The sequence below is a fragment of the Streptomyces sp. NPDC001678 genome, assembly GCF_042892945.1.
Classification (GTDB): domain Bacteria; phylum Actinomycetota; class Actinomycetes; order Streptomycetales; family Streptomycetaceae; genus Streptomyces.
In genome coordinates this window covers 222,207-235,415 of record NZ_JBIAUP010000002.1, presented here as the reverse complement: position 1 = coordinate 235,415, position 13,209 = coordinate 222,207, and the positions used below count along the sequence as shown (strand labels likewise).

The following is a 13,209-nucleotide window of genomic DNA, read 5'->3' as shown; positions in this document are numbered from 1 at the left end:
CCGTCCTGCTCGTCGACCTCCACTCGTCCCCCGGCGGCCACCGACTCGACGACGCCGAGCAGATGCCGGCGCCAGCGCAGACGTAACCACAGTCCCGTGACAGCGCATACCTCCGCAACAACAAGCGAGACAATGGAGATAACTGCTGTGGCAGTGTCCACGGTTAGGGCCTCCTCGTCCGGCGACACGGCCTCGGCGGAGGCCCGTCACGAGTAGGAGCCCGAGCGACCCTTGATCGTGAACCCGGCGCTCAGATCAGCCCCAGCCGCCCGAACCCGGGCCGGTCGTGTTCGATCCACCACTCGTACGCGGCCTCGACCTCGTCCCACAGGCTGCGGGGGCCGGACTGGTGGACGGTGAACTCCGCCCCGTCGTCTCTGTCGTCGCGATGAATCACGCACGCCCAGGACCGGTCCGACAGGCTGTAGAGCCAGACGGGCCGCCTGCCCTCACCCGCCGCCCGGTCGGCGAAGTACGTGCAGTCGGGCACGCGCAGGCCGAGAACGAAGCGGTTCACGTCGTATGTGCCGGCGAAAACCTCCCGGTGGGTGCGGGATGTCGTTGAGATCCGCGCTGTCTCACGGCTCTCCTCGGTGACGTACGCGTCGTACGAGGCGTGTGCGAGCCGCTGGGAGCGCAAGCGCATGAACGTCACGGGCCGGGTGAACGTCCCCTGGGCACTCAGCCCGTCCTCGGCGACCACGAGCCGGGCCGTGGCCTCGGTGGAGGAGAAGTGGGTGCCCCAGGGGACGAGAACGACGCCGCCCGGCCGCGTCTGCTCCACCCACGCGAACGGCAACGTCCGCACACCGCACGTGACGACGATCCGGTCGTACGGCGCCCCCGGCCCGTACCCGGCCGATCCGTCACCGTGTACGACCTCGACCGCGAGCCCGAGCCGCGCGAGGCGGCTCCGCGCCGCCTCCACCGCGCCCTGGTCCACGTCCACGGACACCACGCACCCGGCGCCGAGCCGGTGGGCAAGGAGCCCGGCGTTTTGCAGACGATTGCAGAGGATCACCCAAGAAGGTCACGTAGAAGTTCGTGCAACTCGCTGGAGCACACCGGACCGACAGAGCATGCTCGTTCACGCTCGCATCATTCAGCGACGCAGGAGGCGAATGATGGCTCTGCACAAGCTCGGCCAGGACCCCGAGAGCCCGGACGGCAAGTCGCCGACCGTCTACTACGACGATCAGACGGGCAACTACGTGCTCCAGGGTTGGCGAGTCCTCGATGCCGAGCGGCTGACCCAGATGGACATCCCCGACCACGAGACCGTGATCGAGTTTCCCCGGCGGATGATGCCGTTCTTCCCGGAGGTGAACGGTGGCGGACCCGACGCTTGAAGACCTCCTGCGCCGGAGTCAACGTTCCGCCGTCCACCTGGAGATGCGCGACGGCTACATGAGAGACGATCCGATGTTCCTGGCGTGGCAGAAGGGGCATAGGGACGACCCTGCCGACCGGGACTCGTGGTGGCGGCCATGGCTCACGCTCATCGAGCAGATCACGGCCCGTGGTGTGCAGGTGCGCCGGGCCCGCGTCGTCAGCGCGCCGGTCTCCGACTACGTGCAGTTCGAGTACGACGTGACGTTCACCAACATCGCGGCGGGCGAAAAGGTCCGCTGGCTGCCGCGCCGGCGCGCCACCGACCTCGCACTGCCGGGGAACGACTTCTGGCTGGTGGACGATTCCATGGTGGTGATCAACCACTTCGACGGCGACGGCCGGTTCACGGGGGACGAATTCATAGCGGAACCGGAGCTGGCGAAGCTCTGCTCCTCGGCGTTCGAAGCCGTGTGGGCACGGGCCGTGCCCCATGAGGAGTTCCGACCGGCCTGATCCTCATGCCCTCGTCCTCGTCATCAAGCGTTCAGCAGGCACGATGCGCCCTCGGCCGGCGTCTGCGCGAGATCCGGAAGGATTCCGGTATGACCGCGCGGGCTCTGGCCGCGCTGGCAGGCTGGCACGCGTCGAAGTGCTCCCGCATCGAGAACGGCCGCACCGCCCCTTCCGACAGCGACATCAGGTCCTGGACGCTGCACTGCGGCGCCCAGGACCAGACCGCCGACCTGATCGCCACCGCCCGCAACATCGACGGCATGCACGTGGAGTGGAGGCGCATCGAGCGGGCGGGGCTGAAACGCGCGCAGGAGAACGCCCTGCCACTGTTCGAACGCACCCAGCGCTTCCGCATCTACCAGTCGTGGGTGATCCCCGGCCTGTTCCAGACAGCCGCCTACACCACGGCAGTACTGAACACGGTCGTGAATCTGCGGCAGACCCCTGACGACGTCGCGCAGGCGGTAGCCGTACGCATGGCACGGCAACGCGTTGTGCGGTCGGGCAACCACCGTTTCGCCGTCCTCGTGGAGGAGTGGGTACTGCGCACCGTGATCGGGGACAGGGGCATCATGGCCGAGCAGCTGAAGCAGCTGCTCACGGCCGCCTCCCTGCCGTCCGTCAGCCTGGGCATCATCCCCATGGGCCACCCACGTGGCTTCGGCTGGCCGACGGAGTCGTTCACCATGTACGACGACCGGCAGGTCAACGTCGAGTTGGTGTCCGCCCACTTGACCATCACGCAACCCCGCGAAATCCACGACTACACCGTGACGTTCAACGAGCTTTCCGCTGTCACCCGGTACGGGGCCGACGCGCGATCCCTGATCACGGCGGCCATCGGCTCCCTCGGGTGACACGACTGGCGCGCTACCGCTTCGCGACGAAGGATCCCATGCCGGGGGTCGTGACGATCAGGCCCTCGGCGCGGAGGGCGGCGGTCACCTTGCGGACCGTCACACGGGCGACGCCGAATTCCTGTTGAAGCTGCGCTTCGGAGATCAAGTGGTGCGTCGCGTACTCGCCCGTGGCGATCCGCTGCCGGAGGACTTCCACGATCTGGACCCACTTGGGCTGCGTCGGGTCGAATTCCATCACCCTAAAGACTGTATGTATTCGCACACGGTCGAACATAGCGGCCTACGAGCGTGACGGGCTATAGACAACCCCATACCGTCTGCCTAGCCTGGCCGCACAAAGCACCCCCGCGACCGCTCCAACGGTCCGGGGGCATGGCCACCAGCCCGAGGAGCTGATGACATGCGCGACCTTATCTCCCGCCTGCTCCGCCGGAACAGGGCTCGCGGCACTGTTCGTACGGCGCCCGAACCCGTCCCCAACCCACCCGTCATCTCCCTCCCCCACACCAGCGGCATCCGCTACAGCTACAGCTCCCCTCCGACCTGCATCTGTCCCGGAACGTTCGTCTACGACACCCACCGCGACCGCGTCGGCCAGGTCATGGGCCACGAAGGCCCCCGCCTTCAACTGCGGCCGCCCGCCGGTGGGTGCGAGTGGGAGGCGGAACCCACAGCAGTACGGCCGCCCACCGACAACGAGCGGCTCAGCGCCAAGCTCGCCGTGGTGAATTCGCGGGGACGGTGGGGCAAGTGAGCGTGCCGGACGTCGCACTTGGCACCCTCGCCGTGGACACTTTCAGCAGCGCCGTCGGCGTGGTGACCGAGTTCGCGAACGGGTTGGTCCGGATGCAGCACCCCAATGGGGTCAGCTGGCGGGCCTACGCCAGCAATCTCCGGGCACCCGACACGGCGGAGAGAGCGCAGTTCGAGGCCGCGGAGCGGGCCTGGTCACCGGTTGTCGTACCGGCGTCCGCGCCGCAGACGAAGGGAACATAGAACGCCATGAGAGTGTCGAGCCGCACCCGGAACCGCGACTGCGAGCACGACTGGGTCCAGTGGAGCGGCGCGTCACGCTGTCGCAAGTGCGGGACGACTCAGCAGTAGTCGTTCGTGAAGGGGTGCCATGACGTCGCGCGCCGAATGGCATGACCTGCCCCGTCCCCTACGGGCGGCCGTCGAAGAGCGCACCGGGCCGATCGCGACGGCCCGGGCGCTCACCGGCGGGCTCAACTGCGCCATGGCCGCCGCGCTGACGGCAGCGGACGGCACGGCCACGTTCGTCAAAGGCACGCCCTTGACGAACAGCGCCGCCCGCACAGGCCAGCGCTGGGAAGCGCTCGTCAATCCCTACACCCGCGCCGTCGGGCCCCGGCTGCTGTGGCGCGTCACGGTCGGTGGCTGGGAGCTGCTCGGGTTCGAGTTCGTCGACGGCGCGCGGCACGCGGATCTGTCGGCCGGGGCGGTGGATCTCCGCCTGGTGGCCGAGGCGCTCGGGGACGTTCACGGGCTACGGCCGCCGCCCCCGCACCTCCGCGTGCCGTCGTTCGCCGGCCGCTGGGCCGGGTTCCTGGAGACCGGCGAACTGCCGCTCCTCCACGGCCGTACGCTCCTCCACACGGACACCCACCCCCACAACCTCCTCGTCACCGCCGACCGCGCGCACCTCGTCGACTGGGCGATGCCCGCCCTCGGCCCGGCATGGGTGGACGTCGCCAACACCGCCGTACGGCTCATGGAGGCCGACTGCCCGCCCCGCGACGCCCTCGCCTGGGCAGCCGGGTTCACCGCGTGCTGGCGGACGGCGAGCGCGGCCGCCCTCCGCGCCTTCGTCGCCGCCAACTGCCGTGCCTGGACCTCCCGCGTCGGGCCCGTCGGCGCCCGGCCCAGCAATGACCGGTTCGCCGCGCTGCTCGGCCTCCTCTAGGGCACAAGCGCGCGAGAAGCGACCAAAGTTACGTATGGCTACTCCTGATTACGTGGGGTAGTCATCCCTCGTATTGCCGCACTCGCACCCCCCGATGGGAGCAGCATGGGATTCCACCCCCGACAGCGCGCCGCGTCACGCCTCCTCGCCGGGCTCGCCCTCTGCGGATCGTTCCTGATCGGCACACTGCCGGGTGCCACACCCGCAGCAGCAACAGCCGGGGCGGCGCGGGCCGGGCACGCCGATCGGGTGCGCGAGCGGGCCGACTTCCTCATGGCGAGGACCTACCGTGAGTTCCCCGCCTACGCACGCCGGCACGAAAAGCCCTTCGACTGGGACACCGACGGCTGTTCACCCCCCACCCCTCGCTCATGGGCGAAGGTCTTCAATGACGCATGCGTCATTCACGACTTCGGCTACCACAACTACGGCGGACGAGGCCTGCGCCTGGACCCCACCGAAGCCCGGCGCAAGAGCATCGACGACCGCTTCCTCGAGGAGATGCTCCGGATCTGCCACGACCGGCCGGACGCGCTCACGAACTGCCCCGGCACGGCACGGATGATGCACCAGGCCGTGCGGCAGTACGGAGGCCCGGCGTTCTACGGCGAGTAGGGCCGCAGGTCCTTCTCCCGCAGATCCTTCCCCCGCAGGTCCTTCTCCCGCAGGTCCTTCTCCCGCAGGTCCTTCTCCCGCAGCGTGAACGACTTCGGCGGCGCCCCGCCCGGCTGCGGCTTGCCCTCCTTGTGACCCACGACCCGGTAACCCTCCGCCTCGTAGTAGGCGTTCAGTCGCGCGTTGCCGGCCAGGCAGTCCAGGCGCACACAGGTCCGTCCCACCTCCGCCACCCGGCGTTCCGCCGCCGTCAGCAGCAGCCGTCCCGTCCCCGGCGCGGCGGCGTCCCGGTCCACCATGAGCCGGTGCACGTATCCGGCCACCGGCGGCTGCGGGCCCCAGGCGGCCTCGTCCTCCCACCACAGCTCCCAGCCACCGACAGCACGCCCACCCACCTCCGCGAGCCAGACCTCGCCGTCGCCATCCGCCATGACCCGGCGGAAATGGTCCTCGTCCAGCTCCCCCGGCCGCCACTGCCCGGTGATGCCACGGGCCAGCATCCAGCGTGCCGCGTCGTCGCGGAGGCGGACGAGGGCGGACAGATCGGCCTCGCCGGCCGGACGGACGCACAGATCACGGACGCACAGATCACCCATCCGGGGATCCTCGCACACCCGTCCGACACCACAGACGGGGCAAGGTAACGGAACGGAGCGGAGGTTGCCGTTCCGGCAGCATCATCTTTCGGCCAGAGCTATACCGTTGGTGTGACGGTTCCCAGGGATGTGGATGAAACGCGCGGCGAGCTGCGCGACGTTCTCGACCGGTCCGAGGCGTGGCTGCGCGACGCGGCCGGTCTCCCCGAGGTCCCGGCGGAGTGGCCGGAGGAGTTACGGGCGGGCGCGGCGACCGTCAGGCGGTTGCGGACGCGCGCGGCCTCGGCCCTGATCAACGTGGCGCTCCTCGGCGCCTTCTCGTCCGGCAAGAGCTTCCTGCTGAGCGGTCTGCAGGGCGGTCTGGAACTGTTCGAGGTGCAGACCGCCGGCGGCGAGACGGCGGACAAGTTCGTGGGGCTGCTCCCGTCCTCGCCCGTGCCGACCACGGCCTGCCCCGCGACCGTCGTACCGGTCGACGGGACCGTCGTACCGGTCGAGGGCGGCCAGTCCACGGTCGACGCGTCCAGGAGCGGCTATCTGCGGGTGCGTTTCACGGACTCGGCCGACGGCGAGTGGGAGGACGTCGGGAACTCCCCGGCCCCCTCCGTGGTCGCGGCGTACGCCATGCAGGACGCGGACGTCACCAACCGGCTCAGGGCGCACTGGGGCCGCGAGGTGGCCGAGGTCGAGGTGCTGCTGGCGGACACCAGGCTGCCGGCGAAGTTCTACGACCTGCCGGGCTACGGCTCCCCGAACCCCGTCCACGATCTGATCGTGCGGACCGCGATGGCCGACGCGGACTGCTTCATGTACGTCGCCCACGCCAGCCGGACGCTCTCCGAACGGGACCTGGAACTCATCCGCTTCCTCTACGACCACTACCTGCTCTCCGGCAAACGGGTCGTGTGGGTGGTCACCGCGATCGACTCGGCGTCGAACCTGGATCTCCACGACGTCCCCGAGTGGAAGGCGACCATCGACCGCAACACCAGATACCTGAAGGAGAACTTCACCCTCCCCGACGGCCGCCCGGACCTGGACTTCATCGGCGAGGGGTTCCTGCCCGTCTCCCCGGCCCTGGAGGCACGCGCGGCGAAGCTGGAGGCCGAGGAGGCCGAGGCGCCCGCACGGCGGTACCGCGCGGAGAGCCGGATGGACACCCTGCGCCAGGCGATCGAGGACCTGATCAGAACGGGGACCGGCACCCGGCACATCGCCGCCGTGGCGGCCGAGGCGCGGGTCCTGCTCGTGCCCCGGCTGCGGGTGGTCGACGAACGGCTGCGGGCCGAGCGGCTGGAGATCGACGGGCTGAAGGAGCTGCTGGACGAGCACCAGCGGCGGCTGGAGCTGCTGGACCGGGCGCTGCCGGAGCTGCGCGAGCAGCTGGAGCGGAAGCTCCGGACCCGGGTCGAGCGCGCCGTGCGGCCGTTCGGCCGGCTGGCCGCCCATCTCCACGGCGCGCTGGACGCGACCATCCGGCGGACCGACGTGAGCAAGCCGGCCAGGGCGCACCAGGTCCAGGTGTCGAAGGCCCAGGCGCTGCGGACGTGGATGGAGGCCCCGGCCGGCCCGGCGACGCTGTGGACCGAGCAGTTCCAGGCGTTCAAACAGGACGTGTCGCAGGCCGTCGAGCACTTCTTCGGCGACAAGGACCTCGCGGGGCGGCTGCCCGACTCCGTCTTCGACGTGAACGACCTCTCCCTGCCCCAGCGGGCACAACGCCCCTTCACCGCGCAGGACATCGTCCAGCGCGCGGCGGCGCTGGTCAGCCTCGCGGCGCCCGTCGCCGCGGGCGGGACCTATTTCTACGGTCTGGCGGCGGCCGGCACCGTCTTCCCTCCCGCCGGGGTCGTCGCGGGTGTGGCCGGGATGGTCTTCATGGGGATCGAGTACCGCAAGAGGAAGCTCAACTCGCTCCAGGTCCTCCAGGGTGAGTGGATCAGTTCCATCGACGCCGAAGTCCAGGCGGTCAAGGAGCAGTTCGCGCTGTTCACCGCCGTCCAGGGCACCGACGTCATCGATCACCTCAGCGACAATCTGGCCCAGTACCGGGAGCAGCTGGAGAACACGCGCGACTTCGCGCGGCAGCGCATCGCCAACCCCGAGAACCGGGTCCGGCAGGACCTGATCGACCGGCTCACCCCCGTCCACGAGGAGGGCCGGGCCCTTGTGGAGGCCCTGCGGCGGCTGGAGAAGCACTGATCCGGTCCACCGCCGGCCACCGCCGATCGAGTGACGCTCTTGCCCGCACCCGTCCCCAGGGCGTTGGCTTAGGGGCCATGGAGTACACGCAGCTCGGACGTACGGGACTGAAGGTCGGCCGGATCGTGCTCGGGACGATGAACTTCGGGCCCCACACCGACGAGGACGACAGCCACTCGATCATGGACGCGGCGCTCGACGCCGGCGTCAACTTCTTCGACACCGCCAATGTCTACGGCTGGGGTGAGAACAAGGGCCGCACCGAGGAGATCATCGGCAGCTGGTTCGCCCGGGGCAACGGACGTCGCGACAAGGTCGTCATCGCCACCAAGGTGTTCGGCGGGATGAACGCCGACGGGGAGCCGTGGCCCAACGAGGACCGGCTCTCCGCGCTGAACATCCGCCGCGCCGTCGACGCCAGCCTCCGGCGGCTGCGGACGGACCACATCGACCTCTACCAGTTCCACCACGTCGACCGGCGCACGCCCTGGGACGAGATCTGGCAGGCCATGGACGTCCTCGTCCAGCAGGGCAAGATCCTCTACGTGGGCTCGTCCAACCACGCCGGCTGGCACATCGCCCAGGCCAACGAGACCGCGCGGCGCCGCGGCTCGCTGGGCCTGGTCAGCGAGCAGTGCCTCTACAACCTCGCCGAGCGGCGCGCCGAGATGGAGGTCGTCCCGGCGGCGCGGGCGTACGGGCTCGGGGTGATCCCCTGGTCGCCGCTGCACGGCGGGCTGCTCGGCGGCGTCCTCCGCAAGGAACGGGAGGGCGGCGGCGCCCGTTCCGCCTCCGGCCGTTCGGCGGACGCGCTCGCGAACAGCAGCATCCGCGCCCAGATCCAGGCGTACGAGGACGTGGTCGAAAAGCACGGCCTGGCACCCGGCGAGGTGGCGCTGGCGTGGCTGCTGACCCGGCCCGGGGTCACCGGGCCGATCGTGGGGCCGCGTACGGCGGAGCAGCTGGAGTCCGCGCTGCGGGCGGTGGAGTTGAAGCTTCCGGAGGAGCTGCTCACTTCGCTGGACGAGATCTTCCCGGGGCCGGGGCCGTCGCCGGAGGCTTTCGCCTGGTGAGTCGCCTGGTCATTCGCTGGTGAGCGGAGATCAGTCCGGCGGCCCGCCGCCCATCATCCTGAGCATCGCCTTCCCGCCCGTCCTCGCGAAACGCACCACCAGCACCGCCGCCAGGGCCAGGAAGGCGATGTTCAGGTATGTCGTGTAGTTCCAGCTCATCCCCTCCATCGGCACCTTCGCGGCCGACTGGTCCGGGATCAGTCCCAGTCCGCCGAAGACGGACTCGACGACGTATCCCGCGATCACCATCGCGACGTAGAAGGTGCCGAGGAGGAACAGCGTGACCCGGCCGCCGTAGTACTTCCGGTAGATGGCGAGGATCGGCAGGATCAGCAGGTCGGCGAAGACGAACGCCACCACGCCCCCGAAGCTGATGCCGCCCTTCCACAGCACGACCGCCAGCGGCACGTTCCCGATCGAGCACACGAACGACACCAGCGCCACCAGCGGCCCCACCAGCGGTCCCCACAGCTTCACGGCCAGCGGATGGCCCTCGAAGAAGAAAGCGCGCCAGAAGGAGTCCGGCACCCACGCGGCGATCGCCCCCGCGATGAACAGGCCCAGCACGAGATCGCGCAGGATCGCCGCCCATTCCATGACGAAGACGTGGGACGTCGCGGTGAACCCCGCGCGCGACAGCAGCCGCCGGGCGAACGAGCCCTCGCCGCCCACGGACATGTCCATCGCCGCGTGGCCCTCCATCGCGCCCGCCACACCCCGCTCGGCCTGCTCCCTCGCCCGGCGCAGCAGCGGCTCGCTCAGCAGCAGCCGGAAGAGCACCGCCAGCACCGCGATCATCACGGGCCCGCCCAGGAACTCCGCCACCGTGAACTGCCACCCCATGAGCAGGGCCAGGATCACCCCCAGCTCCACGACCAGATTGGTGGAGGCGATCTCGAAGGCCATCGCGGCCGTGAAGTGCGCGCCCTTGACGAACAGCGAGCGCGCCAGCGCCACGGCGGCGTACGAGCAGGAGGACGAGGCCACGCCCAGGCCGGCGGCGACGGCGAGCGTCCGGGGCCGGTCGTCGCCCAGCAGGGCGACGACGGCTTCCTTGCGGACCACGGCCTGGACGACGGCGGAGAGCGCGAACCCCAGGATCAGCGCCCAGGTGATCTCCCAGGTCATGGACCCGGTGACGGCCAGGGCGCGCAGGACGGCGTGGATCACTCCCTCAGCATGGCCGAGCGGCACCCGGCTCCGGGACGGACACCACGGGCCCGTTCAACTGAAGCAATTCTTCCTACAGTCGTTCCGCGGCTGGCTATCGTGTGCGCCATGGTGAACCAGACAGCGGTTCGACGGCGGCGCCGGCCCCTCGGTGCGGCCTCGGTCCCGGCGATCTCGGCGGTCTCCGCGCTCGCGACGGTCGTGCTGGCGGGTTGTTCGGGCTCCTCCTCCGACGAGGGCAAGGAGGTCCGGTTCGGGGAGACGGCGAGCGTCACCGGCTACAAGGACGCCAAGCTCGACGTGACCGTCGAACGCCTTGAGCAGGGCGGCAGCGGCGATCTGAGCGTCCTCAAGGACGCGTCGAAGTACGCCGGCAGGACGCCCTACTACCTCCGCTACAAGCTCACCAAGACGGAGGCCGTGCAGTCGGGCGGCGCCTCCACGTACTTCTCGGTGACCGACGGGAACAAGAAGCGGCTGACCAAGCTGACGATCCTCGGCGCCCTGGACACCACCGGCGATCCGAAGAACCCGCTGAAGTACCGGGGCTTCGAGAAGTGCGAGACCTCGAGCTCGACCGACTTCGAGAAGGCCGCGCCGGGACAGAGCGTGACGGGCTGCGCCGTCTATGTGGCGGACGCGGGTGCCGGGGCGCCGACCAGTGTCACCTGGGAGCAGGGCAGCAAGACGCTCGCCACCTGGAAGTGACGGCGGCTACTTCACAGCCGACACCACGGCGACGACGACGAGCAGTACGGCGAGAGCACCGGTCATGATCCGGTTCCTGGTCTTCGGGTCCACCCCACGAGCGTAACCGGACCGGCCGTGAGCACGGCCCCCAGCCCGGCCCGGCGGCCTCAGCCGCCCAGCTCCCACGCCGCGATCGTCTCGTAGCGGGGCCGCTCGCCCGGGACGCCCCCGCCGGGGAGCCGGCTGCGGACGAGCTCCAGGCGCTCGGCCCGCCACTCCCGGCCCCGGAAGCCGACCAGGGCCGCGACGTAGGGGCGGAGGTTCACCCGGCCGCCGCCGGAGCGGGCGAGGGTGAGGTGGGGGTGGAAGGAGTGCGTCCCGTCCACGACGACGCCCGCCCGGCGGGCCCCGGCCGCGACGGAACGGGCGAGTCCGCGCAGGGCCTCCACCTCGCCCTCGGCCCCCACCCACAGCACCCGGTCCCCGAACCGGCCCCCGCCCGCCAGCCGCAGCGCGTGCGCCGGGTGCCGGTGCGCGGCGCGCCCCAGGCGCTCGGTGAGCTCCGGGAGCAGCGCCTCGTCGACCTCGCCGAGGAAGGCGAGGGTGAAGTGCCAGCCGGGCCGCTCGGCCCAGCGCAGCCGCTCCGCGCCCGGCAGGGCGCGCAAGTCGTGGACGGCGGAGGCGAGTTCGGCGAGGGCCGGCTCCGGGGGATTCACCGCGACGAACAGGCGCATACGGCCAGTGTCCCGCACAGGGAGATCAACACGGGGTAACCGGGGGCGACGCCCCCGGCCCCCGGCCCCGGCCCCTTCCGCCCCGAAGCGATCACACCGCCGCGGTCACCGCTTCTCTCTCCCCCCGGGACGGCTGCCGCGGTACGAACGCCACCACCGGGTGCCCCCGGCGGAAGCCGACCCGCATCCGCATGCCGCCGGCGCGCACGAGCACCAGTCCGACGGCCGTCGCCGCCAGCGTCGAGACGACGCCGCCGGCCAGGAAGCCCACCCGGGGCCCGTACACGTCCGTGACCCAGCCGACGAGCGGCGCGCCCACGGGCGTACCGCCCATGAAGACCATCATGAACAGGCTCATCACCCGGCCCCGCATCGCGGGGTCGGAGGCCAGCTGGATACCGGAGTTGGCGGTGACGTTGATGGTCAGACCGCACATGCCGATCGGTACGAGCAGCAGGGCGAAGACCCAGAAGGAGGGCGCCAGCGCGGCGGTGAGCTCCAGCAGGCCGAAGGCCAGGGCCGCGCCGACGAGCAGCCGCATCCCGGAGCTGCCGCGGCGCGCGGCGAGCAGGGCGCCCACCAGGGAGCCCGCCGCCATCAGCGTGTTGAGCAGCCCGTACGTACTGGCGTCGGCGTGGAAGACGTCGTTGACGAACGCCGTGAGCCAGATGGGGAAGTTGAAGCCGAAGGTGCCGATGAAGCCGACCAGCACGATCGGCCAGATGAGCTCCGGGCGTTCGGCGACGTACCGCAGCCCCTCCTTGAGCTGGCCCTTGCCGCGCGGGACGCGGTCGACCTTGTGGAGCTCGGAGGCGCGCATCAGCAGCAGCGCGGCGATGGGCGCGGCGAAGGACAGCCCGTTGAGGAGGAACGCCCAGCCGCTGCCCACAGCGCTGATCAGCACACCGGCAACAGCGGGGCCGACGAGACGGGCGGACTGGAAGTTCGCCGAGTTGAGGCTGACGGCGTTGCGCAGGTCGGCGGGGCCGACCATCTCGACGACGAAGGCCTGCCTGGCGGGGTTGTCGACGACCGTGACGAGGCCGAGCGCGAGCGCGGTGAGGTAGACGTGCCAGACCTGGACGTGCCCGGTGAGGGTGAGGACGCCGAGCGCGAGGCCGGTGACGGCCATCGCGGCCTGGGTGACCAGCAGCAGCTTCCGCTTGGGGTAGCGGTCGGCGATGACGCCTCCGTAGAGGCCGAGCAGCAGCATGGGCAGGAACTGCAACGCCGTGGTGATGCCGACGGCGGCGGAGGAGCCGGTGATGCTGAGGACCAGCCAGTCCTGGGCTATTCGCTGCATCCAGGTACCGGTGTTGGAGACCACCTGGCCGGTGGCGAAGAGCCGGTAGTTGCGGATCCGGAGTGAACTGAAGGTGCCCCCCTTGGAACCGGTCTCCGGGCCGTGGCCCGGGCGCGGCAGGGAGGTGGTGCGTGCGTCGTGGTGGCGGTTCGGTGCGGGTGCGGAGTCTGCTCCGGGTCCCGTACTCAAAGTGGGTT

At 70.4% G+C, this 13,209-nt stretch carries 16 protein-coding genes; 10 read left to right on the top strand and 6 right to left on the bottom strand.

The window, feature by feature from the left end; translation table 11 throughout:
* Nucleotides 1-250: 250 nt before the first annotated feature.
* Nucleotides 251-1,021, bottom strand: a complete 771-nt coding sequence (locus ACFYZR_RS04625; RefSeq protein WP_391904951.1) for a hypothetical protein — start codon at nt 1,019-1,021, stop codon at nt 251-253.
* A gap of 103 nt (nt 1,022-1,124) precedes the next feature.
* Between ACFYZR_RS04625 and ACFYZR_RS04620 the strand changes: the two genes are divergently transcribed.
* The 3 genes from ACFYZR_RS04620 to ACFYZR_RS04610 are packed head-to-tail and all read left to right on the top strand — an operon-like array spanning nt 1,125 to nt 2,702.
* Nucleotides 1,125-1,349 (top strand): hypothetical protein, encoded by a 225-nt coding sequence (locus ACFYZR_RS04620; RefSeq protein ID WP_391906002.1) that lies wholly within the window; start codon nt 1,125-1,127, stop codon nt 1,347-1,349.
* Nucleotides 1,350-1,392: 43 nt separating this feature from the next.
* The gene (locus ACFYZR_RS04615) at nt 1,393-1,845 is read left to right on the top strand and encodes a DUF6879 family protein (protein WP_391906000.1); all 453 of its coding nucleotides are present in this window, start codon (nt 1,393-1,395) and stop codon (nt 1,843-1,845) included.
* A 5-nt stretch (nt 1,846-1,850) separates the two neighbouring features.
* Entirely contained in the window at nt 1,851-2,702 is an 852-nt protein-coding gene (locus tag ACFYZR_RS04610; protein WP_391904947.1) for a helix-turn-helix domain-containing protein, read from the top strand.
* A gap of 13 nt (nt 2,703-2,715) precedes the next feature.
* Here the strand turns inward: ACFYZR_RS04610 and ACFYZR_RS04605 are convergent, their stop codons facing one another.
* Entirely contained in the window at nt 2,716-2,940 is a 225-nt protein-coding gene (locus ACFYZR_RS04605; RefSeq protein ID WP_391905998.1) for a GntR family transcriptional regulator, read from the bottom strand.
* A 165-nt stretch (nt 2,941-3,105) separates the two neighbouring features.
* Here ACFYZR_RS04605 and ACFYZR_RS04600 point away from each other — a divergent pair, with 165 nt between their 5' ends.
* From ACFYZR_RS04600 to ACFYZR_RS04585, 4 genes are all read left to right on the top strand, one after another.
* Nucleotides 3,106-3,459: a hypothetical protein gene (locus ACFYZR_RS04600; protein ID WP_391904944.1), complete on the top strand. Its 354-nt coding sequence runs from the start codon at nt 3,106-3,108 to the stop codon at nt 3,457-3,459.
* Nucleotides 3,456-3,701, top strand: coding sequence for a hypothetical protein (locus ACFYZR_RS04595; protein ID WP_391904942.1), 246 nt, complete (start codon nt 3,456-3,458; stop codon nt 3,699-3,701). Before ACFYZR_RS04600 ends, ACFYZR_RS04595 begins: the two co-directional genes overlap by 4 nt.
* A gap of 127 nt (nt 3,702-3,828) precedes the next feature.
* Nucleotides 3,829-4,629, top strand: coding sequence for a phosphotransferase (locus ACFYZR_RS04590; RefSeq protein ID WP_391904939.1), 801 nt, complete (start codon nt 3,829-3,831; stop codon nt 4,627-4,629).
* Between the two features lie 105 nt (nt 4,630-4,734).
* Complete coding sequence (locus ACFYZR_RS04585; RefSeq protein ID WP_391904937.1) at nt 4,735-5,244, top strand: phospholipase A2; 510 nt, start codon at nt 4,735-4,737, stop codon at nt 5,242-5,244.
* Here ACFYZR_RS04585 and ACFYZR_RS04580 read toward each other — a convergent pair.
* Complete coding sequence (locus tag ACFYZR_RS04580; protein WP_391904934.1) at nt 5,232-5,840, bottom strand: GNAT family N-acetyltransferase; 609 nt, start codon at nt 5,838-5,840, stop codon at nt 5,232-5,234. The two genes, ACFYZR_RS04585 and ACFYZR_RS04580, sit on opposite strands and share 13 nt — an antisense overlap.
* 111 nt (nt 5,841-5,951) lie before the next feature.
* On the opposite strand from ACFYZR_RS04580, the gene ACFYZR_RS04575 reads away from it, so the two are divergent.
* The gene (locus ACFYZR_RS04575; protein WP_391904931.1) at nt 5,952-8,042 is read left to right on the top strand and encodes a hypothetical protein; all 2,091 of its coding nucleotides are present in this window, start codon (nt 5,952-5,954) and stop codon (nt 8,040-8,042) included.
* 77 nt (nt 8,043-8,119) lie between these two features.
* A complete protein-coding gene (locus ACFYZR_RS04570; protein ID WP_391904928.1) occupies nt 8,120-9,115 on the top strand; it encodes an aldo/keto reductase in 996 nt (331 codons plus the stop codon).
* Between the two features lie 30 nt (nt 9,116-9,145).
* On the opposite strand, the gene ACFYZR_RS04565 is transcribed toward ACFYZR_RS04570, so the two are convergent.
* A complete protein-coding gene (locus ACFYZR_RS04565) occupies nt 9,146-10,282 on the bottom strand; it encodes a permease (protein WP_391905995.1) in 1,137 nt (378 codons plus the stop codon).
* A 111-nt stretch (nt 10,283-10,393) separates the two neighbouring features.
* Here ACFYZR_RS04565 and ACFYZR_RS04560 point away from each other — a divergent pair, with 111 nt between their 5' ends.
* Entirely contained in the window at nt 10,394-10,993 is a 600-nt protein-coding gene (locus ACFYZR_RS04560) for a hypothetical protein (protein WP_391904925.1), read from the top strand.
* A 149-nt stretch (nt 10,994-11,142) separates the two neighbouring features.
* Here the strand turns inward: ACFYZR_RS04560 and thpR are convergent, their stop codons facing one another.
* Complete coding sequence (gene thpR, locus ACFYZR_RS04555; RefSeq protein ID WP_391904922.1) at nt 11,143-11,709, bottom strand: RNA 2',3'-cyclic phosphodiesterase; 567 nt, start codon at nt 11,707-11,709, stop codon at nt 11,143-11,145.
* Between the two features lie 91 nt (nt 11,710-11,800).
* Nucleotides 11,801-13,201, bottom strand: a complete 1,401-nt coding sequence (locus ACFYZR_RS04550; protein ID WP_391904919.1) for an MFS transporter — start codon at nt 13,199-13,201, stop codon at nt 11,801-11,803.
* Between the last annotated feature and the right edge of the window lie 8 nt (nt 13,202-13,209).